Annotated in this window: 15 protein-coding genes; 13 read left to right on the forward strand and 2 right to left on the reverse strand. The window is 29.7% G+C overall.

What is annotated here, in order from left to right:
- The first annotated feature begins 160 nt into the window (after nt 1-160).
- Genes IPM32_05780 through IPM32_05795 form a run of 4 tightly spaced genes read left to right on the forward strand, consistent with a single transcriptional unit; the run spans nt 161 to nt 8,123 of the window.
- Nucleotides 161-1,480 (forward strand): NAD(P)-binding domain-containing protein, encoded by a 1,320-nt coding sequence (locus IPM32_05780; protein MBK8944769.1) that lies wholly within the window; start codon nt 161-163, stop codon nt 1,478-1,480.
- A 26-nt stretch (nt 1,481-1,506) separates the two neighbouring features.
- A complete protein-coding gene (locus IPM32_05785) occupies nt 1,507-3,057 on the forward strand; it encodes a cytochrome C (protein MBK8944770.1) in 1,551 nt (516 codons plus the stop codon).
- Nucleotides 3,036-6,506: a hypothetical protein gene (locus IPM32_05790; GenBank protein MBK8944771.1), complete on the forward strand. Its 3,471-nt coding sequence runs from the start codon at nt 3,036-3,038 to the stop codon at nt 6,504-6,506. The genes IPM32_05785 and IPM32_05790 overlap by 22 nt, the downstream gene beginning before the upstream one ends.
- 6 nt (nt 6,507-6,512) lie before the next feature.
- A complete protein-coding gene (locus IPM32_05795) occupies nt 6,513-8,123 on the forward strand; it encodes a hypothetical protein (GenBank protein ID MBK8944772.1) in 1,611 nt (536 codons plus the stop codon).
- Here the strand turns inward: IPM32_05795 and IPM32_05800 are convergent.
- Nucleotides 8,120-8,899, reverse strand: a complete 780-nt coding sequence (locus tag IPM32_05800; protein ID MBK8944773.1) for a PhzF family phenazine biosynthesis protein — start codon at nt 8,897-8,899, stop codon at nt 8,120-8,122. The two genes, IPM32_05795 and IPM32_05800, sit on opposite strands and share 4 nt — an antisense overlap.
- Nucleotides 8,900-8,965: 66 nt before the next feature.
- Here IPM32_05800 and IPM32_05805 point away from each other — a divergent pair, with 66 nt between their 5' ends.
- The gene (locus tag IPM32_05805) at nt 8,966-10,399 is read left to right on the forward strand and encodes an amino acid decarboxylase (GenBank protein ID MBK8944774.1); all 1,434 of its coding nucleotides are present in this window, start codon (nt 8,966-8,968) and stop codon (nt 10,397-10,399) included.
- Between the two features lie 91 nt (nt 10,400-10,490).
- On the opposite strand, the gene IPM32_05810 is transcribed toward IPM32_05805, so the two are convergent.
- Nucleotides 10,491-17,126: an aminotransferase class I/II-fold pyridoxal phosphate-dependent enzyme gene (locus tag IPM32_05810; GenBank protein ID MBK8944775.1), complete on the reverse strand. Its 6,636-nt coding sequence runs from the start codon at nt 17,124-17,126 to the stop codon at nt 10,491-10,493.
- 414 nt (nt 17,127-17,540) lie between these two features.
- Between IPM32_05810 and IPM32_05815 the strand changes: the two genes are divergently transcribed.
- The 8 genes from IPM32_05815 to IPM32_05850 all read left to right on the forward strand — a co-directional run bounded on the left by IPM32_05815 (nt 17,541) and on the right by IPM32_05850 (nt 25,397).
- Nucleotides 17,541-18,401 (forward strand): RNA polymerase sigma factor RpoD/SigA, encoded by an 861-nt coding sequence (locus IPM32_05815; GenBank protein ID MBK8944776.1) that lies wholly within the window; start codon nt 17,541-17,543, stop codon nt 18,399-18,401.
- Nucleotides 18,402-18,959: 558 nt separating this feature from the next.
- A complete protein-coding gene (gene trpE / locus IPM32_05820; protein ID MBK8944777.1) occupies nt 18,960-20,441 on the forward strand; it encodes an anthranilate synthase component I in 1,482 nt (493 codons plus the stop codon).
- A complete protein-coding gene (locus IPM32_05825; GenBank protein ID MBK8944778.1) occupies nt 20,419-20,985 on the forward strand; it encodes an aminodeoxychorismate/anthranilate synthase component II in 567 nt (188 codons plus the stop codon). The genes trpE and IPM32_05825 overlap by 23 nt, the downstream gene beginning before the upstream one ends.
- Nucleotides 20,982-22,001, forward strand: coding sequence for an anthranilate phosphoribosyltransferase (gene trpD / locus IPM32_05830; protein MBK8944779.1), 1,020 nt, complete (start codon nt 20,982-20,984; stop codon nt 21,999-22,001). Before IPM32_05825 ends, trpD begins: the two co-directional genes overlap by 4 nt.
- A complete protein-coding gene (gene trpC, locus IPM32_05835) occupies nt 21,998-22,792 on the forward strand; it encodes an indole-3-glycerol phosphate synthase TrpC (protein ID MBK8944780.1) in 795 nt (264 codons plus the stop codon). The genes trpD and trpC overlap by 4 nt, the downstream gene beginning before the upstream one ends.
- Nucleotides 22,782-23,405, forward strand: coding sequence for a phosphoribosylanthranilate isomerase (locus IPM32_05840; GenBank protein ID MBK8944781.1), 624 nt, complete (start codon nt 22,782-22,784; stop codon nt 23,403-23,405). The genes trpC and IPM32_05840 overlap by 11 nt, the downstream gene beginning before the upstream one ends.
- 4 nt (nt 23,406-23,409) lie before the next feature.
- The gene (gene trpB / locus IPM32_05845) at nt 23,410-24,609 is read left to right on the forward strand and encodes a tryptophan synthase subunit beta (GenBank protein ID MBK8944782.1); all 1,200 of its coding nucleotides are present in this window, start codon (nt 23,410-23,412) and stop codon (nt 24,607-24,609) included.
- Nucleotides 24,606-25,397, forward strand: coding sequence for a tryptophan synthase subunit alpha (locus IPM32_05850; protein MBK8944783.1), 792 nt, complete (start codon nt 24,606-24,608; stop codon nt 25,395-25,397). Before trpB ends, IPM32_05850 begins: the two co-directional genes overlap by 4 nt.
- Nucleotides 25,398-25,417: the final 20 nt, after the last annotated feature.

Genomic DNA, 25,417 nt, shown 5'->3' on the forward strand with positions numbered 1-25,417 from the left:
TCGATTTTTAATACATAATGTATTATTTACATGTAATATTTTGAAACTAATTCAATAATATTTCTGTTTTAATTGATTTTTAAAGGAGTTAAACTGGCATATTTGTTGACTAATTGTCTTATTTAATAATATAATTTCGGAAAGGGATTTGGAAGTATTAATAGAATATTTTTTATCAGCCGTTGTTGTAATTGTATTAATTTCAGCAGTTTTATTTGCCTACTATAAAACTCATAAAACACAAACCAAAATAAATAAACTTAAAATTGATAAAGCAAAAGAATTTGGATTTCACGAACCAATTTCGCTTCACCCTAAAATTAACGAAGATATTTGTATTGGAAGCGGTGCTTGCGTTGCCGCTTGTCCGGAAAAAGATATTTTGGGAATTGTAAGCGGAAAAGGAAAATTAATAAATGCATCTCAATGCGTTGGACACGGAGCTTGTTTTCATGCATGTCCCGTTGAAGCAATTTCATTGGTAATGGGAACTGAAAAACGCGGAGTAGAACTTCCTCATGTAAGTCAAAATTATGAAACGAATATTAAAGGAATTTACATTGCCGGCGAATTAGGCGGAATGGGTTTAATAAAAAATGCAGTTGATCAAGGTTCTAAAGCAATGGAAAATATTATTAGAACTTTGCCCAAAGAAAAAAATGTAAAATTTGATGTAATAATTGTCGGAGCCGGTCCCGCTGGAATTGCAGCTTCTTTAACAGCTGCAAAAAATAATATTAGATTTTTAACTCTTGAACAAGATAGTTTGGGCGGAACAGTTTTTTCATTTCCTCGAGCAAAAATTGTAATGACAAAACCGATGGATTTACCACTTCATGGAAAAGTTAAATTAAGTGAAACTTCAAAATCTGAATTAATTGGTCTCTGGAAAGAAGTTTTAGAAAAAAATAATATTTCAATAAATGAAAATGAAAAAGTTTTAGAAATTATTGCTTACCAAAATTCTTTTGAAGTAATTACAAATCACGATAAATATACTTGCTCAAAAGTTTTGCTTTCAATCGGAAGAAGAGGTTCGCCAAGAAAATTAAATGTTCCGGGAGAAAATCTTGAAAAAGTTGCATATCGTTTGCTTGAACCGGAATTAATACAGAATCAAAAAGTAATTGTAATTGGAGGAGGAGATTCCGCAATAGAATCAGCACTTTTACTTGCCGAAGATGGAACAAATCAAGTTACAATTTCTTATCGATCAGAATCTTTTAATCGACTTAAACCAAAAAATTTGGAAAAAATTGATAGCGCAATTAAGACAAACAAAATCAGCGCTATTTACAGTTCTAACTTGACGGAAATTTTAGAAAAAGAAGTAAAAATAAAATTGAATAATGGAAGCATAATTCCAATTCAAAATGATTTAGTTTACATATTTGCGGGCGGAGAATTACCAAATAAATTTCTTGAAAAAATTGGAATTAAAATAACCAAAAAATTTGGTGAGGTAATATTAAAACATTAGTTCTAAAAATATTTTTATTTTTTTTCATTTTTGCTAAAATAAATTTAGCGCAAATTTCTCCCGGAGATTTAACCAAAGCTCATGCGGAATTAGAAGGAATGAGCAACTGCACAAAATGTCACGATTTGGGAAAGCAAGTTTCCAAAGCCAAATGTCTTGATTGCCACACAGAAATTTCGGATTTAATAAATCAAAATAGAGGATTTCATTCAAATAAAAATGTAGCTGTTAAAGATTGCTGGAGCTGCCACGGAGAACATTTTGGAAGAAATTTTAAAATCATAAAGTTTGATGAAAATAAATTTGAACACAATGAAACCGGATTTGAGCTAAAGGGAAGTCATAAAAAATTAGATTGCGATAAATGTCACAAATCGGAATTTATACATGATAAAAAACTTAAATCAAGAAAAAATACTTTTTTAGGATTAGGTACAAAATGTAAAAATTGCCATGAAGATGTTCATCAAAAAACATTAGATGATGATTGTGCAAAATGTCATACCGAAGAAAAATTTAAACCGGCGCAAAAGTTTTTGCATGATAATACAAATTTTAAATTAACCGGAAAACATCAAAATGTAGATTGTGAAAAATGTCATGCAAAAGAAAAAAGAAATAATAAATCATTTCAGAAATTTGCAGAAGTAAAATTCAACAGTTGCGAATCTTGCCATAATGATTTTCATAAAGGAAAATTTGGTAATGATTGCAAAACTTGCCACAATACAAATTCATTTAATGAAGTAAATATTTCCGATAAATTTAATCATTCAAAAACGAATTTCCCTTTAATTGGTAAACATCAAAAAGTAAAATGTGAAAATTGCCATAAGGAAAGTTTAACAAGTAAACCAAAATTTTCTAAATGTTATGATTGTCATAATGATTTTCATAAAGGTGAATTTATTAAAAATAATATTCAAACGGATTGCAAAGTTTGCCATACTGAGTATGGATTTTCACCTTCCAATTTCACTTTGGAAATGCATGAAAAAACAGAATTTAAATTAACAAATTCACATTCGGCAACTCCGTGTTTTGCATGTCATTATAAAAATGAAAGTTGGACATTTAAAATTTCCGGAGAAAAATGTATTTCATGTCATTCAAATATTCACGGAAATGAAATTGGAGAAAAATATTTTAATGAAAATAAATGCGAAACTTGTCACTCAACAATTTCTTGGAAAACAATTGAGTTTGATCATAGCAAAACAGAATTTGAATTGATTGGGAAACACAAAACCGCAACTTGCAGAGATTGTCATTTCACAATTGAAGATTCTAAAATTATTGCACAAAAATTTATACAATTAAAAACAAATTGCACTCAGTGTCATAATGATATTCATCAAGGTCAGTTTGTTAAAGATGAAAAAGAACTTTGCGAAAATTGTCACACATTTAATAATTGGCAGCCAACTTTATTTGATCATAATAAAACAAGATTTGCAATTGATGGTGCACATAGAAATGTAAGCTGCGATAAATGTCATAAGCAAATTGTAAGAAACGAAATTTCATTTAAAAATTTTAAAATAGAGGATATTAGATGCATAAGCTGTCATTCTTAATATTTTTGATATTAATATCCTCAAATATTTATTCTCAATCTCCGCATGGAGAAAATTTTAATTTTGATTGTGAAGTTTGTCATTCAACAAATAATTGGAAAGTTGATTTAAAGAAACTAGATTTTAATCATTCTCAAACAAATTTTGAACTTGTTGGTCAACATAAAGTTTTAGATTGTCAATCGTGTCACGCAACTTTAAAATTTTCTGAAACAAAAGCTAATTGTTTTGATTGCCATATAAATATTCATCAAAATACGGTTGAACCAAATTGTGAACAATGTCATAATTCAAACTCATGGGTTGTAACAAACATAACGGAAATGCATGATGTGAGCAGATTTCCTTTACTTGGTGCGCACAAAATTGCGGATTGTAAAGATTGCCACACCGCTGTAGATAAATTATTATTTCAAGTTATTGGATCGCAGTGTATTGATTGCCATTTAAGTGATTATCAATCAGCACAAGTTCCAAATCATATTGAAGCTGGATTTTCTAAAGATTGTGAAGATTGTCATAGAGTTAGTGATATTGAATGGAGTAAGGCAAACGTATCTCATGATTTTTTTCCATTAGTCGGCGGACATAAAATCAGTAATTGTTTTGATTGCCATTCGCAAACTACTTTTGAAGGATTATCTCAAGAATGTTTAATTTGTCATCAGAATGATTATAATTCAACTTCAAATCCAAAACATACTGCATCTGGATTTTCAACTAATTGTTTGGAATGCCATACAACTAATCCGGGCTGGCAGCCAGCGTTGTTTAAAGATCATGATCAATTTTTTGTATTAGACGGTGCACATAAAGCAATTGAAAACGATTGTGCAAAATGTCATACTACCGGTTTCACAAATACTCCAAATCAATGTTATGATTGTCATCAAACTGATTATAATTCCGCAACTGATCCGGTTCATCAATCAGCTGGCTTTGGAACTGATTGCGAATCTTGTCATACAACAAAGGCGTGGGAACCGGCAACGTTCGATCATGATAATCAATTTTTCCCAATTTATTCTGGTGAACATAAAGGTGAGTGGAATGAGTGTTCAGATTGTCACACGAATTCTTCTAACTTCCAAGTTTTCGAATGTATTACTTGTCATGAACACAATCAAAATTCAATGAATGAAGAACACAGCGGAATAAATGGATATGTTTATGAAAGCAATGCATGTTTTGCTTGTCATCCAACCGGAAGTGAAGAAGGCGGATTTAATCATTCGGCAACAAATTTTCCATTAACCGGTGCGCACATTTCAACCCAATGCATAGATTGCCACTCTTCCGGTTATCAAGGAACATCGATGGAATGCAACTCTTGCCATTTAACAGATTTTCAAAATTCTGTAAATCCTAATCATCAGCAAATTGGGTTAGATCAAAATTGCGAGCAATGCCATACATCAAATCCGGATTGGCAGCCAGCAACATTTTCAGTTCACAATGAATTCTATCTATTGGAAGGTGCGCATGCAAGTATTGCAAATGATTGTAATTCTTGTCATTCCGGCAATTACACTACCACAAAAAATCTGTGTTATGATTGTCATACTGATAATTACAATAATACCAGTAACCCAAATCATCAAACAGCTGGATTTGGTACAGATTGTGAAACATGTCATTCACAAAATGCTTGGCAGCCTGCGACATTTGATCACGATAATCAATTCTTTCCAATATATTCGGGCAAACACAATAATGAATGGAATGAATGTTCCGACTGCCACACTAATTCTTCTAACTTCCAAATTTTTGAATGTATAAATTGCCATGAACATGAAAAAACAAAAATGGTTGATGAACATAGTGGCATTCAAGGATATCAATATATAAGCTCTGAATGCTTTGCATGTCATCCAACAGGAAGTGAAGATGGAGCTTTTAATCATTCACTTTCAGAATTTCCTCTGACCGGTGCACACATAACTCAAGAGTGTTCGGATTGCCATCAAAGTGGATATTTAAATACTTCTACGGAATGTATTAGTTGTCATCAAAATAATTTTAATAATTCATCAGATCCAAATCATGTCCAAGTTGGAATATCAAATAAATGTGAAGATTGCCATAATACATCAGTTTGGAATCCTTCTACCTTTAATCATTCATCAACCGGCTTTGAATTAGTTGGCGGACACAATATTGCAAACTGCTCAAGTTGTCATTCAGTAAGTACGGCAAATGCAATATCTGAATGTTATTCTTGTCATGCTGATAACTACGCTTCAGCACAAGAACATGTTTCGCAGAATTATCCCAAAGTTTGTCAAGACTGCCACAATACAACAAATTGGAATGAAACAACTTTTGATCACAACAATACTAATTTTGCATTAACCGCGGCACACACAAGTACAGATTGTTCATCTTGTCACTCAAACGGATATGCTGGAACTTCAACAGAATGTTTTGCATGTCATGAATCAAATTTTAATAATTCCGTAAATCCAAATCATATTCAAGTTGGAATTTCAAATAAATGCGAAGATTGTCACAACACTTCAGTTTGGAACCCTTCTACTTTTAATCATTCATCAACCGGATTTGAATTAGTAGGCGGACACAATTTGCCAAATTGTTCAAGTTGTCATTACGTTAATACGGCAAATGCTTCATCGGAATGTTATTCTTGTCATGCTGATCAATACGCTTCAGCACAAGAACATGTTTCGCAAAATTATCCCAAAACTTGTCAAGACTGCCACAATACAACAAATTGGAACGAAACAACTTTTGATCACAACAATACTAATTTTGCTTTAACAGGGGCACACGTAAGTACAAATTGTAGTGATTGTCACTCATCGGGATATTCGGGTACATCAACAATTTGTTCAGATTGTCACATTGATAATTTTAATAATTCTACAAATCCAAGTCATACAAATTTAGGTCTTTCAACAAATTGTAATGAATGCCATACTACTAATCCGGGTTGGCAGCCGGCATCATTTTCGGTTCACAATAATTTTTATGTTTTACAAGGTGCGCATTCTTCAATTACAAATGATTGTGCAACATGTCATAATGGAAATTATAATACAACTCCAGATGATTGTTATGGTTGTCATTCTTCTGATTATAATTCAACTACAAATCCGGTTCACTCAAGTTCTGGATTTGGTTTTGCATGTGAAGATTGTCATTCACAAAATGCTTGGAAGCCGGCTACTTTTGATCATGATGATCAGTACTTCCCAATTTATTCTGGTGAACATAGAAACGAATGGAATTCATGTTCCGATTGTCACACTAATCAGAACGATTATTCGGTTTTTTCTTGCATTGATTGTCATGAGCATAATCAGACAGATATGAATAATGAACACAGAGGTGAAAGCGGATATTCATATAATAGCAATGCTTGTTATGATTGTCATCCGAACGGAAGTGAAGGCAATTTAAATAAAAAAGAACTTTTTAGATTTGAATAAAATTATATGATTAGAAATATAAAAATATTAATACTGTTGTCGTTTACTTTTTTATCTGCACAGCAAAAAGATAAATTAATAATTTCCGGAAAAGTTGAATATGTATCTTCTCAATTTACTTATGTAAGTTTTATAAATACCGACGGAATAAATATTGGTGATACATTATTTACAAAAATCAATACCGGATTTATTCCAAAACTAATCGTGCATTCAAAATCATCAAGATCATGTGCGGCAAAAGAAATAAAGGGAAAACTTCAAAAAGGGATTGAAATTTTTGCATATAATAAAATTGAAAATGAAAAACTTTTGATAACTAAAAATGATGAAAAAAATAATTTAGTTAACGTTGATTCAGAAGAAGTAAAGCCAATCGAAGTTAAAAACTCAAGTAAGTATAAATCTGAAAAAGATAATTTTTACGGCAGATTTAATTTATCGAGTTATTCCAATTTATCTAATAACTCAAATGGTGAAGATTATCAAAAGTGGAGATATTCATTTAATCTAAATGCAAATGATATTAATAATTCCGGATTTTCATTTTCGAATTATATTACATTCAGATATAGAGCCGATGAATGGAGCTATACAACAAATCATTTGAATGATGCGGTGAAAATTTATGATCTTGCAGTTTCTTACGAATTGAAAAAAACTAAGTTTACATTAGGAAGAAAAATAAATACAAATATTGCAAATGTTGGTGCAATTGATGGATTGCAAATCGAGACTAATTATAAGTCTTTTTCAATAGGCGGAGTAATTGGTTCAAGACCAAATTTTAGTGATTATGGATATAACGTAAATCTTTTACAATTAGGCGGATTTATTAGCAGAAAAGATTCTTTGGGAAATGGTGAAATGCAAAACACAATTTCTGCTTTTCAGCTAATGAATAATAATAGTACTGATAGAAGATTATTCTATTTGCAGCATTCAAATAATATAATTAATAATCTCGGTTTATTTTTTTCTACTGAAGTTGATTTATTTAAATATGAAAACAATAAAGCAAGCAATGATTTTAGATTAACAAGTTTTTATGTGTCTGCAAGATTTTCTCCAGTTAGATGGCTTTCCGCAACTGCAAGTTACGATGCACGAAAAAATGTAATTTATTATGAGACATTTAAAAATTATGCCGATCAGCTAATAGAATCAGCACTTAGACAAGGTTTTAGATTGAGATTAAACATTAGACCACTCAATAATATTTTTGTCAGTTTAAATTCGGGTTACAGATTTAGCGAAGACGATGCGAAGCCATCAAACAATTATGGTATTTCTGTTACTCATTCTAGAATTCCATATTTAAATCTTTCCACTAATATTAATTATCTCGGACTAAACACAATGTATTTAAATGGAGATATAATTGGATTGAGATTATCAAAAGATTTAGTTGATGGAGCATTGTACGGAACTTTGAGTTATAGAAATATAAACTATAAATTTATTAATACTGAGAGTAAATTAATTCAAGATATTTTTTCTGCAGATTTATCCTTACGATTAAATAAAAGTTTAACTCTTTCGCTTAGTTTTGAAGGAACATACGAAGGCAAAACTAGTTATTCTAATATTTATACAAACTTTTCTTGGCGGTTTTAAATTGTAATTTCACCTTCTAAATAAAGTACAGCTCTACCGGAAATTTTTACTCTTTCATTCATATATTCACAAAATAATTCTCCACCTCTTTTTGAAACTTGTAGTGCATTAATTTTATTTTTACCTAACTTTCTTGCCCACAAAGGAATTAATAAAGTATGCGCATAACCGGTAACCGGATCTTCATCTATTCCAACATCGGGTGCAAAAAATCTTGAAACAAAATCTACAATATTTCCTTTTGCTGTAATGATTACTCCATGAGTTTTAATATTTAAAAAATCTTTGATTTTGGGAGTTAAATTTCTAACAGTTTCTTCGTCATTAAAAATGCAAACTGTTGATTTATCAAAATAAACTTCATTGGGAGTTTTTCCCAACGCATCAACGAGTATTTTATCTATTTCAATTAATTGTGGATCTCTGGAAGGAAAATTTAAACTTATTAAATCATCTTCCTTTGTAACAATTAATTTTCCACTTCTGGAATTAAATTCAATTTTATTTTTATCGTAACCTAAAATGTTGAATAGAACAAAAGACGAAGCAAGTGTGGCATGCCCACATAAATCAACTTCACTTGTTGGAGTAAACCATCTAATTCTAAAACCACTTTCCTCATTTACAAAAAATGCAGTTTCCGCTAAATTATTTTCTGCAGCAATATTTTGCATAACAGAATCATCCAACCAATTTTCTAATGGAACAACCGCAGCCGGATTTCCTTTGAAAACTTCGCTTGTAAAAGCATCAACTTGATATAATTTTAATTTCATAACTTTCTCGTTTATTCATAATTTGTAAATCAAATATTTTATTTAAGAAAAATATACGAGTTTTTTATGATTTCAAAAACTAAAGATATGCCGATTGAAGATTTTAGAAAATATGGACACGAACTTATTGATTTTATTGCGGACTATTTTGAAAATGTTGAAGAAAAACCAGTTTTGGCTCAAGTTAAACCCGGCGATATTAAAGAAAAATTATCCCAAACTCCTCCACAAAAAGGGGAGAATATGAAAAGTATTTTAAATGACGTAAACGAAATTATTATGCCCGGGATGACTCATTGGAATCATCCGAATTTTATGGCGTATTTTAACTCAACAGCTTCTGCCCCGGCAATATTAGGCGATTTTTTAAGTTCAGCATTTAATATCAATGGAATGATTTGGAAAACTTCGCCAGCTTCTACTGAATTGGAAGAAATAGTTTTAGATTGGTTTCGACAAATGCTTCAACTTCCTAAAAAGTTTTTTGGAATTATTTATGATTTAGCTTCTGTAAGTTCAATGCATGCAATTGCCGCCGCACGCGAACAAGCAAAATCAATTTATAAAAATTATGATATAAATAAACTTAGACTTTATTGTTCCGAGCATGCACATTCATCAATTGAAAAAGGGGTAATCACTTTAGGATTACCACTTTCTGCAGTTGTAAAAATAAAAACAGATGATCAATTTAGAATGTTAACTTCAGAACTTGATGATGAAATTAATAAAGATTTAGAAAATGGTTTATTCCCGTTTTGCGTTGTTGCTACAGTTGGAACAACTTCAACAACAAGTATTGATCCGGTTGATTTAATTTCTCGAATTGTAAAAAAATATAATTTGTGGCTGCATGTTGATGCAGCACACGCGGGATCCGCCGCTATAATTCCCGAAGTTAGATCAATATTAAGCGGAGTTGAAGATGCAGATTCGATGGTTGTAAATCCACATAAATGGCTTTTTGTTCCAATTGATTTAAGCGTTTTGTTTACTTCAAAACCGGAAATAATTAAAAAAGCTTTTTCAATTGTTCCGGAATATTTGAAGACTGACGAAGAATCAAAAGTTATAAATTATATGGATTATGGAATTCAGCTTGGAAGAAAATTTCGTTCACTTAAGTTGTGGTTTTTAATTCGTTACTTTGGTGTTGAAGGATTACAAAATATTTTGCGTGAACATTTAAGATTAGGTGAATTATTTGCTGATTTTATTGACCGACATCCAAATTTTGAAAGAATGGCGCCAACTCCATTAAGCACAATATGTTTTAGAGCTATTCCAAATAAAAAATTAAGTGAAGATGAACTAAATGAATTTAATAAAATTTTCATGGATGAAATTAATAATTCGGGAAAATTATTTTTAAGTCACACAAAATTAAACGGAAAATTTACAATAAGAATAACAATCGGCGGAATTAAAACTGAAGAGAAACATATCTTAAATGCTTGGGAATTGATACAAGAGAAATTTAATTTTTTGAAGGAAAAATAATTTGTTAAGATTAAACAGAAATTCAGAGGTTTTAAACATATTCAAAGAAATAAAGATCTAATCTTTCATAAGATTAGACCTTTATAAAATTCTATTTCTTTATTTCATTCAACTTTCTAACAACTGCAAATTTTGCTGCGGCTAAAGTTTCGCGATTAACTTTTTCTGTAATTCTACCGCGCGTAATATCTTCTAAATTTATATAACCATTTATGAACAATAATTGAAGAATCATATTATTTTCAATTGTTGATTTATTATATCCTTCGGCAATATAAAGTTTATCGCAATCTTTATAAAATTCATTAGCAAAATTTTGATTGTTAGGTAAATCCATAAGCTGTTCATAGGTTTCGGTATAACCGTTAAGTTCAACATTAATATTTGGTGTTACCAAAAGTGGAGAAAACTCTTTATGTTTTTCAACCGGACAAAATCCCTTTAGCGAAGTTAAATCAACGGGTACTTTTTCATTATCAATTCTAACAAATTGAGCTTTACGCATTTGCTCAAGTTGGTAAAGGAAAAAGTTATATCTATTAACCTCAGCATTTTGTTTTTCATCAGAGAATATATGAGAGTATTTTTCTTTAACAATATTTCTAACGTAATTTTTATTTTTATTAATTTCCGGTTTAGAAATTCTAACTTCTTGAATCATTTTAACCATATCTTGTGCAGCTGCTTGCGGTCCGGTAATTTCTTTTCCTTTTCTTCCAAGATCGGTTGATAATATTCCGAAACGAATATGTCTTCCAGCACCTTTTTCTTTTTCGCCGCCTTTCAAAATATTAACTAAATGTTTCTTCATTTCGTATTGACCTTCTTCGGCAATGAAAGGTTGACCAGCTGGTGTGCTTGCAAGAGAATTGAAGAAGCTACTAAATATTGCTCGATCTATAAGAATTTCTTTTGAATTAGATTCTTCAGATTTTATATCAATACAATTTGCAATAAATCTGTTTTTGATTATATCAAATTTTACAGAATCAATTTTATATTTAAAACTATCAGAATGTTTGAATATTTTTTTATTGAAAATTTTATTTACAGCTTCTTCAATATCAATTTTTTCAATCAATTTGTATGATGAACATAAATAATATTTTCCTGTAAATTCATCAAATTCCCAATCAAGAACATCATCAAGATAATTTCCATGTTTATCCATTACTTCAACCACATTTTTATCATTTGTGTATCGTAGCAAAGTACGTTGGAAATTAGGATTATCCGAACTTGTTGCTTTCTCTTTTCTTTCGCCGTGTGAATGTCTGTACAATAAAAAGTTTTCGGGATTTTTATAAACCGTAATACCAGCTTCTTGTCGACCGAAATTACTTGCGGTTAACATGATATCAATTTTGTACGGCATTTTAATATCACATAGTCCGCTAATTGTACTTCTCGAATTTAAATCTTCAACGTTACTATCTGCAGCACTTTCAAAAAGAGAATTGTAATATTTAATAAAATCGGGATCAAAATCTGTTACACGTGAAAAATCTCCTTCTTCAGTTCCAATTCCATAAAGATTTCCGTCAACATCCGGAAATACGTAAAACATATCACCGGCAATTAATTTAATTGAGCGAATTCCGGGCAAATCTTTTTTCAGCCATTTTAACATCATTGCCGCAAGCATTTCTGATTTTCCAACTCCGCTATCGCCATCAACTTGAATTACAAACAAACTTCCGTCTTCTTCTTCAACAGCAAATAATGAACCATGAACCGGCATTCCGCCCATTTCCTTAACTTTTTCATTCATCATTGTAAGCCAAGGTTTTTTAATATTTCCGAAATAATCGGTTTTCATTTTTAGCGGCGTTACTAAAGTTTTAATATTTCCATTTGGTCCCTTAATATTGAAATAACCAATCTGCGGATATGAAATTACCTTTTCGGGAGCGCCATAAAATAAAATTACATCGGGAATAAAATCTTTTAAATCACTTAAACTAACTTCATCAGCAGTTATTAAACGATGATTATCAGTCAAATATTTTATATATGATTTTTGAATTACATATAGAACTTTTACAAAACCATGTTTAATAATTTTGCATCTGTAATCATCTGCATCCATATTTTCAACAAATTTAGATATACGATTTTTAAAGAAAACAGCAGAAGGTTTTGTGTCTAATTTTTTTATGTATTCATTTAAATCTTCATATTTTCTTTCTTCGGTATTTTCATTATCGCGATCGACTTTGTGCATTGCATATTCGCGTTTTTTGGCATCGGTTACAATGCGTGTATGAGTTTGAACCGGCTGCTCTGATGCAATTACTCCGCATTTCTTCATAACTTCTTCAATCCATTTTAACGAACCATCATCAAATGAATTTAAAGTCTTATTACCGAAATCATAATTTTTATGAAGTGTAATTCCATGCTGAATCATTTCGTTAATGCTGGAATTTTGTTGTCTGTATTGGGTTTCTACAAACTTAATTAATGTATGAGTATATTTATCATAATACTCGGTTGAGCGAGTTTTGTTTATAATTTTTACAAAAAATAAAATAATGTCTCTTGCGACTTGGTGAAGTTTATCTTGTGTAACTTTTTCATTTTTGTATCTGTAAATTTCATCAATTATAGAAATTATCTCAGAAGTAATAATTTCAAATATAAATTCTTCTGTAAATAATTTTACTTCGCCTTTTCCTTTTTCGGAAAGTTTTGAAGTTAATAATTTTACCTTGGAATTTAATTTAATAAAAAAGTTTTCATCCTTTTTAAGTAAATAAAAATATAAAAGTTTTTCGGTGATTGAATTATTTTCGGAAAGTACTTTATCCAAAAGTGTTTTGTGAATTATCCCTTCCAATTTTCCATTAAATAAATTTACATCTAGATTTTTTAAAACTTTATCTAAAAATATATTTGCGTATTGTTTTAAATTAAATTCATTAACAGAAAATCCAACAACTTCCTCAAACTTTTCGATGGAAGTTTTCATTAATTGTTCAAAATTGGGTTCTATTGCTTCTTGTTCAAAAGGTAAATTAAAATGTAAAAGAAGTTCACGAATAAATTTTCGTAAAACAATATTTGTTCCTTCAAGCTTTGCTACATCGGCAGAAAAATCATCCGAAGCATTTAAAGCCATAATTTTTACTTTTGAATCGGAGAATAAAATTCTTTCCAATTCAATAAGAATTTCTTTCATAATGATAATTTCTTCGGGATCATCAAGTACATGATAATTTGGTTTGTAATCCATTTTGTTATCAATATACTTTTGAATTGCTGGCTTTCCGAATTTATTTATCACAGTGTTGAAATCTAAATTTTTTATTTGGGGAATTGACTTATAAATCTGAGGTAAAAGATTTTCATAAATTTTTGAGAATGCTTTACTCTTTATAAAACTACTTAAATCTCTGCACTCACCAATGTTATCATAAAATTCAATTACGGAATTTTGTGATTTGTTCAATGAATTAATTGTAACGCCGCAATCTTTTGGAAATGCATGATATAGAGTCATTATATTGCTGATCGTTAAACTGTTCTTCTTTTGCTTTTTGATATTTTTAATTATTTCAAAATCATTGAGAACATTTTTAATGAAATCTTTATCGGTTGATGTTGAGAAAATTTCATCTAAAATATCATCGGTTCTTTTTTCTGAATTTTCTGATTTGGCTTTTTCACTTTTAAATATTCCTAAATATTTTAATACAATTCTTAAAGCATTTTCAAATTCTTTTTTAAATACATCATAACTTTTATCAGAGCCGTGAACATAATCACCAATTGAAAATCTTAAGAATCCGGTTTGATATGGAATTACTGCAATTCCTCTTTCTTGTGCCAAACGTTTTGTAAACTTTTCCAAATCTTGATAGAAAAAGTTTTCTTTCAATTTTAAATTAAATAAATAAGAACCATCGGAAGGAAGAATTTCTGCAAATTGATTTTCAGTTTCGTTAAGTATTGAATTAGCTACTTCCTTAGAAAGTTTTAATCTTTTTAGAGATTCCGCGCCAAAATTTTTATTAACTCTGAATTTATTTATTTCCGAAACAAGATGTTTTTGATAATAACTGAAAAACGGTTCGCCTTTGTATTTAAAGTCATCCGGCAAATCTAAAACATCTAATTTATCAAGCGATGTGAGTTCATCCAATAAAAATAGGTGTAGCGGACTTCCTTCAAACGGCGAAAATCTTTTCGCAGTTTTACTTTGATTTGCCGTTTCTTTTTTATCGTTAAAACTTTCAATTTCATCAATAATATATTTTTCAATTCTTGCTTTAATTTTATATCTAGATGCTTCTTTCGGAAGTTCTCGTTCCATTCTATCTTTTATCTTTTTCGCAAGCTGAGCAGTTTCCAAAGTATTTACAAGAATATAAAGTGAATTTGTATTTCCTTTTTCAATTCCATTTTGCTCTTTTGCAAAATCAATAACATCTTTTCTTACGGGCGTTGCAATTAATGAACCTAATCTACTTCCGGTTGCGCCTAAATTTTTTGTGGTTGATAAAGACGAAACTGCACTAATATTTCCCATTGCGGAAATATTATTCATAATATATCTGGAAATTGTTCTCCACTTCGGTTCTTTCGGATCTTCAATTTTCACCGAATCACTGTAAGCTTCATCTAACAATAATGTAATTTTGCTGTTGTTTAAGAATTTCAAAAACTTAATTAATGAAACATTATTAAAATCCGTATATCCGCTTGGGTTTGAAGGATCATTAATTATAATAGTTAAATTTTCGCAAAATCTATCCCATAAACTTCCGGTATCATCAAAAAGTTGGAAGTTATTTTTCATCCTATTTAATCTTTGGTGAAGTCTATCAAAATCAATTCTGCCAGATTCATCCAAACCAATTTCCAAATCAAAGGGATTTATATCAAATCTATCTTCGGGAAATAAATCTTTATATTCCCACGAAGCTTCTTGATTGAATAAAATATAGGGCATTAATACTCGATCTGATAAAATATCTCTAATTATCATTTGAACATCATCTGCAACGGAAGTAATTTCCAAATTGCTTAAGTTGCTAATAAATTCTTTGATAATTTCTTTTTCCGATTCCGATTTGCTATCGTAAGCTTCCTTAATTCCTAAATCAATTAATAAATTGTAAAATCTTCCGGTGTTGTCAGATTCATTTTGAACTTTTGTAATATATTCTTTATACTTTTCTAAAAATAAATTCAATCCAAAATTTTTGTGAAAATGATTTTTTAAAGTTCGCTGATAGTTATCCGGAGTAATATCTATAATTGTTTTGCACTTTTGAATAATTTTCGGATCAATTGATTTTAACTTTCTTTGAAGTAAATAACTTCCGTAAGTTCTAATTTGTCCGCGACCGCCGCCTTCAATTATTGTTGCAATATTTACTTGTTCAATATTTGAATAGAAATAGGCTTTGGTTCTTGATTCAAACTCAGCAATTAAAGATTTATTAATTTTCTGGAGCGATTTCGGATTTTTACAATTTTGAACAAGAATGATAAAATCTTTTAATTTTGTTAATGAATATTTATCCTTAATAATTTGTTTAACAAAATTATTGAATTTATATAAGTTTAAATTTTTTAGAAGATTTTCAGTTTCACCCAATTGCTCTAATTTAAATAAAAGCAATTCTTTATCATAATCTGCAATTTTCTGTTCAGCGCAAATTCTGAATTTTTCTAAATTTTCATCATTTACTTTATCTAAAATTAAGCGGAGATTTAACTGGCTATTCGCCAAAGCTCCCAATTTTTTTGTATGAACTTTGTTTAACGTATTTATAATTTTATTGTGAAATGCAAAAACCAAAGATGTGTTTGTACTTTTAGATTCCGGCGAATCATCCACCAAAACAATTCTTGTTAAATAAGGAAACCATTTAATATTATTGAAAATATTTTTTCTCATATTTTCAATTTTTACAATAAAAATGCTTGTTCTATCTGATTCAATTTGTTTATATAAATCATCAGCATTTTTAAATTCTATAACTTTTACATCATTTTTATTGAAAATTTCTTCGGAAAGCAATTCAACAACTGTGTCAGAACTTCCGCCGACAACAGTTTTGATGAATCCGTCCAAGCCTTTAAAATTTACAGTTAGAAAAGTTCTGCTTAGGAAATCTTGTTTTTCGGCATTTGTTGTATAGTGTGAACTTTGAATTATCATTTGTTCAAGCACATCCATAAAATAATTCCATTGTGCTTCTTCAATATCGCCAACAATTCCAATTACATCTCTAAATTTTCTAAGTTCGGTAACGTCATCACCTAAAACCATTTTATACATTAAGTCCAAATGAGCTTCTGTAACTGGTGGAGTTCCAATTGAAAAATCGTGCGAATTTAAAATATTTGTTGTTTGTTCTTTTGTTTTAGAATCAACAGCTTCAGTATCAATAAAATATTTTAATTTATTCTCAAAATTTTGCTTCTTCTCTCTATATTGAAATGCTTTTGAATCTTCATGAGGAAAAATCATTAACGAGACATCTGAATAACCGGGAATTGATTCTTTTAATTCAAGAAAATATTTATCTATTTCCGCAATCTGTTTTGCTGGATCGATTGGTTCTTCGAAACAAATTCTTACAAAAGTTTTGAGAAGATTTAATGTTTCGTTAGGCATAAAGTTTTCGGCTCTCTCGCCTAAGGATGTAAAAAGATTTATATAATCATGTGCTTCAGATCGCAATTTGATCTTTGGTTTTCCTATTATTTGCATAATAATTCTAATATTATTGTTAAAAAGTTAAAAATAGATTGTAAAAGGTAGATAAAAGTATTTTTTTAGTCATTGACTTTATTAAAAAAATCAACTTATTATGTACCCAAAAAAGAGAAGGAAAATTTGTAAAAATAACTTCTTGCTATAAATATACTTAACTTTTTTATTTTTTTTTCGATAATAGGGGGATAAATTAAGAAAATGAAGTTGTTGATAAAATCGAAAAAAGAATAAATAATAAAATTTCCCCCCAAATTTTAATTTCTTTTTCATCAAAATGCATAAAAAATTATAGGTAATAAAAAAGTATTGACTTTAAAGTCTAAAAACCTTATATACCTTAGATTTTTTTCGCAAATAAGTGACAGTGTCTTAATTTGAGAATATCTATAAATTAACGGAGTACCTTAATTGAAAATCACTAAACAAATAACCAACAGAGAAAGTCAATCGTTGGACAAATATTTCCAAGAAATTGGCAAAGTTGATCTTATTACTCCAGAAGAGGAAATAGAACTTGCCATTAAAATTAGAGATGGAAATAAAGCTGCTTTAGATAAGCTTACAAAAGCTAATTTAAGGTTTGTGGTAAGTGTTGCTAAACAATATCAACATCAAGGATTACCACTAAGCGATTTAATTAACGAAGGCAATCTTGGTTTGATTAAAGCTGCAAAGAAATTTGATGAAACGAGAGGATTTAAATTTATATCCTACGCCGTGTGGTGGATTCGTCAATCAATTATGCAAGCAATTGCAGATCAATCAAGAATGGTTCGTTTACCTCTAAACAGAGTTGGGGAATTGTCCAAAATTTCTAAAGCTGCAAGCATGCTTGAACAAGAGCTTGAAAGAAAACCAAGCGTTGAAGAAATTGCTCAAGAATTAGAAATGAATGTTGATGACGTTGCATATACACTTCGTCATTCGGGCAGACAAGTTTCTGTTGATGCGCCTTTTTCACAAAGTGAAGATAGTAAAAGTAGTCTTCTGGATATTATGCCAAACGAAGATCAGCCGCAACCGGATCATCGTTTAATGAGCGAATCTTTAAGAAACGAAATTGAAAGAGTACTTTCTACTTTATCTGAAAAAGAAGCAACAGTTATTAAATTGTATTTTGGATTTAATACAGAATACACCGCAACTTTGGAAGAAATTGGTGAAATATTAAATCTAACTCGTGAAAGAGTTAGACAAATCAAAGAACAAGCTTTAAGAAAATTGCGTCATGCATCAAGAAGCAAAAAACTTAAAGTCTATCTTGGATAAAATATAATTCGAATTCTTATAAGCGGTTAAGGAAACTTAACCGCTTTTTTTGTGCCTATTAATTCTTGTCTTAATCATAATCTTCATAAAACATTCTCAATTGTTACTCTAAAATTTTCTTTTTAAGCTTTTAAAATACTAACACAGAGAAGCAGAGTAAGATTATGATTATGAATAAGAGTAAGATAAAATTTAAGAATGAAGTAATAATTAAAATATTGTATAATTATAATTCGGATTAGAAAAGAAATTCATTAAAAACATTTTCCTATTGACATTTTCCATAAAAATAATTTATCTTACAATCCATAATGAATAAAATGAATTTAACATACAATAAATCAAATAACTGGGCTTGGTGGTGGAGTATATCTAATACTATGTAACCAGTGAAATATATTAGGAAATTTAAAACCCTTCTTGGTAAATCACTGAGAAGGGTTTTTTTGTTATATCATGATTTTATCTTTTTCTTAATCTTTATCTTACTCTTAAACATACTCTAAAAATAGATTAAGAATAAAAAATTGAAAATAGTGAAAATGAAATGGACATTAAATGAAATTTGCAGAATTTGAAGAACTTTCAAAAAAATATAATGTTATTCCGGTTTATGAAATTATAACAGCAGATTTGCTTACGCCGGTTTTAGCTTATTTAAAAATTAGAGAAAAAAATAATTTCTCATTTTTACTGGAATCGGTTGAAGGAATTGGAAGATTAGCTCGTTATTCATTTATCGGAAGTTCTCCCAAAGAAATTATTCAATCGGAAAATAATCATATAACCATTACAAAAAATGGTAAGGCGGAAAAATTAGAAATTGAACTTTTAGATTATTTACACAATTTAGTTGAAAAATATAATCATCCGCAAATTGAAAACTTGCCAGATTTTACCGGCGGAATTATTGGATATTTGGGATTTGAAATTATTTCAAAAATTGAATCGACAATTCACTTTAATCAAAATTTATCTCAAGAATTTCCAAATTCAATTTTAGGATTATTTGATACAATAATTGCTTTCGATCATTACAAACACAGAATAATTTTAATTGCAAATGTTTTTGTTGAAGAAATACAAAATTCATATTTTGCATACGAAGAAGCAATTTCACGAATTTCAGAAATAAAGAAAAAAATTGTAGAGCCAATTTCTTATCAAAATAAATTTAACACAATTTCTGAGTTTGAAGGAAAAATTAATCTGGAAGAATTTTCATCAAAAATTGAAAAAATCAAAAACAATATTTATGATGGCGATGTATTCCAACTTGTAATTTCAGAAAGATTTAATCAAAAGTATGAAGGCGATTTAATCAATGTTTATAGGGCTTTACGAATTATCAATCCTTCACCGTATATGTATTTTATGGAAATAAATGAAGACTTAACTATTATTGGAACTTCACCTGAAGATTTATTAAAAGTAAAAGATGGAAACGCAACAATATTGCCGATTGCCGGAACCAGAAGAAGGGGAAAAACAAAAGAAGAAGATTTACTGCTTGAAGAAAATTTGTTGAATGACGAGAAAGAAATTGCCGAACATACAATGCTTGTTGATTTAGCCAGAAATGATCTTGGAAGAGTTTGCGAACATAATTCAGTTTTTGTTAGTGAAATGAAAAAGGTTCACAGATTTTCTCATGTAATGCATATTGTTTCTCGCGTTGAAGGAAAATTGCAAAATGATAAAAATTGTATTGATGCATTAAAAGCAAGTTTTCCGGCGGGAACAGTTTCCGGAGCGCCAAAAATTAGAGCAATTCAATTAATAAATGAATATGAAAATGTAAGACGCGGACCATATGCCGGTTCTGTTGGTTATATAGATTTTAATGGAAATTTAGATATGTGTATTGCAATCAGGACTTTTTTTGCAAATAAAAATACAATTTATTGGCAAGCCGGAGCGGGAATTGTTGCGGACAGTAAACCCGAATTGGAATTAAAAGAAATTCAGAACAAATCGGCAGTTTTAGTAAGTGCGTTAAAATTCGCAGAGGAAATTGATGAAAATATTAGTAATAGATAATTACGATTCATTTACATATAATCTTGTACAGCTTGTCGGAAAATTTACAAGCGATATTGTTGTAAAAAGAAATGATGAAATAAATATTGATGAAATTAAAAATCTAAATCCGGATAAAATTATTATCTCTCCAGGACCGGGCAGACCAGAAGATTCAAATGTTTCATTAGATATAATTCGTGAGTTGGGAAAAACCATACCAGTATTGGGTGTTTGCTTGGGTCATCAAGGAATTGGTTATTGTTTCGGATCTAAAATTACAAATGCGCCAAAGTTAATGCACGGAAAAACATCAAAAGTTATTCACGATGGAAAAACAATTTATAAGAATATTCCGCAAAATTTTGATGCGGGAAGATATCACTCGCTTGTAATTGATAAATTTACTTTATCTAAAGATTTGGAAATTACTTCAGAAACTGATGATGAAATAATTATGGGTGTGCGTCATAAGCAATACCCAATCGAAGGAATTCAATTTCATCCTGAATCAATATTAACTCCCGAAGGAGAAAATTTAATTAAAAATTGGTTGGAATTATGAAAGAACAATTGGAAAAAGTAATTGCCGGAGAAAGTTTATCATTTGATGAAGCTTATAATGTAATGTATTCAATAATGAGTGGAAGTGAAAACAACTCTAAAATTGCTTCATTGCTTACAGCATTAAAAATAAAGGGCGAAACCGCTGAAGAAGTTGCTGGGTTTGTAAAAGCAATGCGCGAAAAAGTAATTCCAATAAAATGTGAAAATAAAAAAGTTATTGATGTTTGCGGAACTGGCGGAGATGGATCTGGAACTTTTAATATTTCTACAGCAGTTTCTTTTGTTGTTGCGGGAGCCGGAGTTAGTGTTGCGAAACATGGAAATCGATCGATCTCGAGCAAAAGCGGAAGCTCAGATGTTTTGCATGAACTTGGCGTTGATGTTCAACTTAGTCCGGAATTATCTGAGAAAGCATTAAATGAAATAGGAATTGCATTTTTGTTTGCGCCGCTCTATCATCCGGCAATGAAGCATGTTGCCCCTATTAGAAAAGAATTAGAATTCAGATCAATATTTAACATTCTTGGACCATTGACAAATCCAGCAAAAGTTAAGCGACAAATGATTGGAACATTTAGTGATAAAACTGCACAACTTATGTGCGAAGCTATTAAGCTATTAGAAATGGAAAAAGTTGCTTTTCTCTGCACAAAAAATTCTTTTGATGAAATTACTTTAACAGATACAACAAAAGTATTTGAAGTAAATCAAGATCATTCTATGTATTTCTATTCTTTAACTAATAAGAATTTTAATTTCCCCAAAATTGAATTAGAACACATTCAAGGTGGAAATGCAAAGGAAAATGCAGAAATAATATTTAATATATTTTCTAATAAAAATATTGGTCCGGCATATGAAGTTGTAATTGCCAATGCTGCATTGGCTTTAAAGACCTCCGGAATTTCTGATAATTTAATGGAATGTAAATCAATTGCGGAAGAATCAATAAAATCCGGAGCAACATTAAAAAAATTAATTGAACTAAAAGAATTTGGTGATAAATATAAATGACAATTTTAGATGAAATAATTTCTGTAAAAAAGGACGAAGTAAAATTATTAAAACAAAACTTTACTTTAAGCAGATTTAAAGATTATGAATTTTTCGAAAATAAAAATTTGAGTTTATTTGCATCATTAAATAAAAATGAAAGAATTTCAATAATTGCAGAAGTTAAAAAAGCAAGTCCATCTAAAGGAATTATTAGAAAAGATTTTGATCATCTTAAAATTGCTGAAGCATATATGAATTGTGAAGTAGATGGAATTTCAATTTTAACAGATATAAATTTTTTCAAAGGAAATATTTCTTTTCTAAATGATATTGCAAAATATAAAAATGTTCCACTTTTACGAAAAGATTTTATTATTGATGAATATCAAATTTATGAAGCCAAAGCAAATGGAGCGGATGCGATTTTACTCATTTCAGAAGCTTTGACAAAGAATCAGATCAACGAATTGACAAGCGCAGCTTATGAAATCAATTTAGAAGTTTTATTGGAATTACATTCCGAAGAAGAAATAGAAAAAATAGATTTTTCTCATAATAAAATTATTGGAATAAATAACAGAGATTTGAAAACATTTAAAGTTGATTTAGAAACAACAAAATATATTTCTGAATTAATTCCACAAAAAAATTTAATAGTTTCCGAAAGTGGAATATCAACAAAAGAAAGTATTGATTTTGTGAAATCGACAAAAGCCAAAGCAGTATTAGTCGGTGAGCACTTTATGAAATCCCAGAATATTGAAAATGAATTAAAGAAATTTAAAGATAATTGTTATTATGAAAATTAAAATTTGTGGTATTACAAATTTTGAAGATGCAGAACTTGCTTGTGATTTGGGTGCAGATGCAATTGGATTTATTTTCTACAACAAAAGTAAAAGATTTGTAAATACCGAAATTGTTAAAAATATTATTTCAAACTTGCCGCCATTTATTTTAAAAGTTGGTGTTTTTGTAAATGAAGAAATCAGTATGGTCAATCAAATTATGCGGGAATGTAAATTAAATATTGCTCAGCTGCACGGTGATGAAAATTTTGAATATATTCAGAAAATTCATTATCCAATAATAAAAGCAATTGGAGTTTCACACAATTTTGAGTATAACATTTTGAATGAATTTTCTAATTATAATATTTTACTTGATACATATAACGAAAAGGGATTTGGCGGAACCGGAGAAAAATTTAATTGGTGTTTTATCCCAAGTAAAATAAAAAGTAAAATAATTTTAGCTGGTGGAATTAAAGAAGAAAATCTTGAAGAAATATTTACAACAATTTCTCCTTATGCAATTGATGTTTCTTCATACTTAGAAAAATATCCCGGGAAAAAAGATAAAAATAAGATGATAAGTTTTTTTGATAAATATAATAAACTAAAAAATTCACAAAATATATAAAATTATGAATTACATTTACCCCAATAAAGACGGCAAATATGGCGAGTTTGGTGGAAAATATGTTCCGGAAACTTTGATATTTGCGTTAGATGAACTTGAGCAAACTTATAATAAATTGAAATCTGAAGAATCATTTATTGATGAATTAAATGATTTACAAAAAAATTATAATGGCAGACCAACACCTTTAACTTTTGCAGAAAGATTAACAAATCATTTCGGTAAAGGTAAAATTTATTTAAAACGTGAAGATTTGTGTCATACTGGCGCACACAAATTAAATAATGCCTTAGGACAAATACTTATTGCAAAACATTTAGGAAAAAAAAGAATAATTGCAGAAACCGGTGCGGGTCAACATGGAGTAGCAACCGCAACAGTCTGTGCAAAATTTGGATTGGAATGTTTTGTTTACATGGGTGAAGAAGATATTGAGCGACAAAAATTAAATGTATTTAGAATGAAAATGTTGGGAGCAAAAGTTATTCCAGTAACATCTGGAAGCAAGACTTTAAAAGATGCAACAAACGAAGCTATTCGTGATTGGATTGCAAATGTTGAAAATACACATTATATAATTGGCTCTGTTGTTGGTCCTCATCCTTATCCAATGCTGGTAAGGGATTTTCAATCAATTATTGGAAAAGAAACAAAACAACAAATTTTAGAGAGGGAAAACAAATTACCAGATTTTGTTTTAGCCTGTGTAGGTGGCGGTTCAAATGCGATGGGCATATTTTATGAATTTATTGAAAATTTAGATACAAAATTAATTGGAATTGAAGCTGCCGGTTTTGGAATAAACTCGAATTTACATTGTGCCACTTTAACATTAGGAACAGAAGGAATATTTCATGGAATGAAAACCTATTTGTTGCAGAATGAGTTTGGACAAATATCCCCGGTACACTCAATATCTGCGGGATTGGATTATCCCGGTGTTGGTCCGGAACATAGTTTTTTAAAAGATGAAAATCGTGTACAATATTTTTCAATCACTGATGAAGAAGCATTAAACGCAACATTAAAAATATCAGAAATGGAAGGGATTCTTCCAGCACTAGAAACTTCTCACGCATTTGCACATTTGGAATATTTGATGCCAACCACAAACAAGAATGAAATAATTATAGTTAATGTGAGTGGAAGAGGTGATAAAGATTTAAACACAATTATTGAAAAATTAGGTGATAAAATTTTATGAGTAGAATTAGAGAAAAAATTATTTCCGTGAATGAAAAAAATGAAAAGGCATTAACAATATTTTTAACTGCCGGATTTCCAACTATTGAAAAGTTTGTTGAGTTAGTTTTAAATATTGAAAAAGCTGGAGCAGATATTCTGGAAATAGGTTTACCTTTTGGTGATTCGCTTGCTGATGGTCCGGTTATTCAATCATCTTATACAGTTGCCTTAAAAAATAATGTAAACTTGTTAACTACATTTGAGTTGATTACCGAATTAAGAAAAAAGTCGGATATTCCAATTGTGATAATGAGTTCCAGCAATCCGGTATTAGCTTTTGGAAAGAAAGAATTTGTGAAAAATTGTTTAAATGCAAAAGTTGATGGAATTATTATTCCCGATATTCCGCTTGAAGAATATGATGATTTTTACAAAAATGATTTTAATGCAATTGATAAAATTTTGTTAACCACTCCAACTTCTAGTGAAAAAAGAATTTCTGCAATTGATGAAAAAAGCAGTGGATTTGTATATTGTGTGAGCGTTGTTGGAACAACCGGAGTTCGTGAAAAATTTGATAATTATGTTTTGAAAAATTTAGAAAGAACTTACGCAATTGTTAAAAAGAATAAAATGCAAATTGGTTTCGGAATTTCTTCTGCAGAAGATATTAAGAAATTTTCACCATTTTGTGATGGAGTAATTGTTGGTAGCGCAATTGTAAAATCTTTAGCAAATGATGATAACAATTTTTCAAATACTATTGAATTGGTGAAAGAATTAAAAAATGCAACAAAAAATTATTAAAATTCATTAGCTACGAATGC

The organism is Ignavibacteriota bacterium, assembly GCA_016716225.1.
Lineage (GTDB): Bacteria > Bacteroidota > Ignavibacteria > Ignavibacteriales > Melioribacteraceae.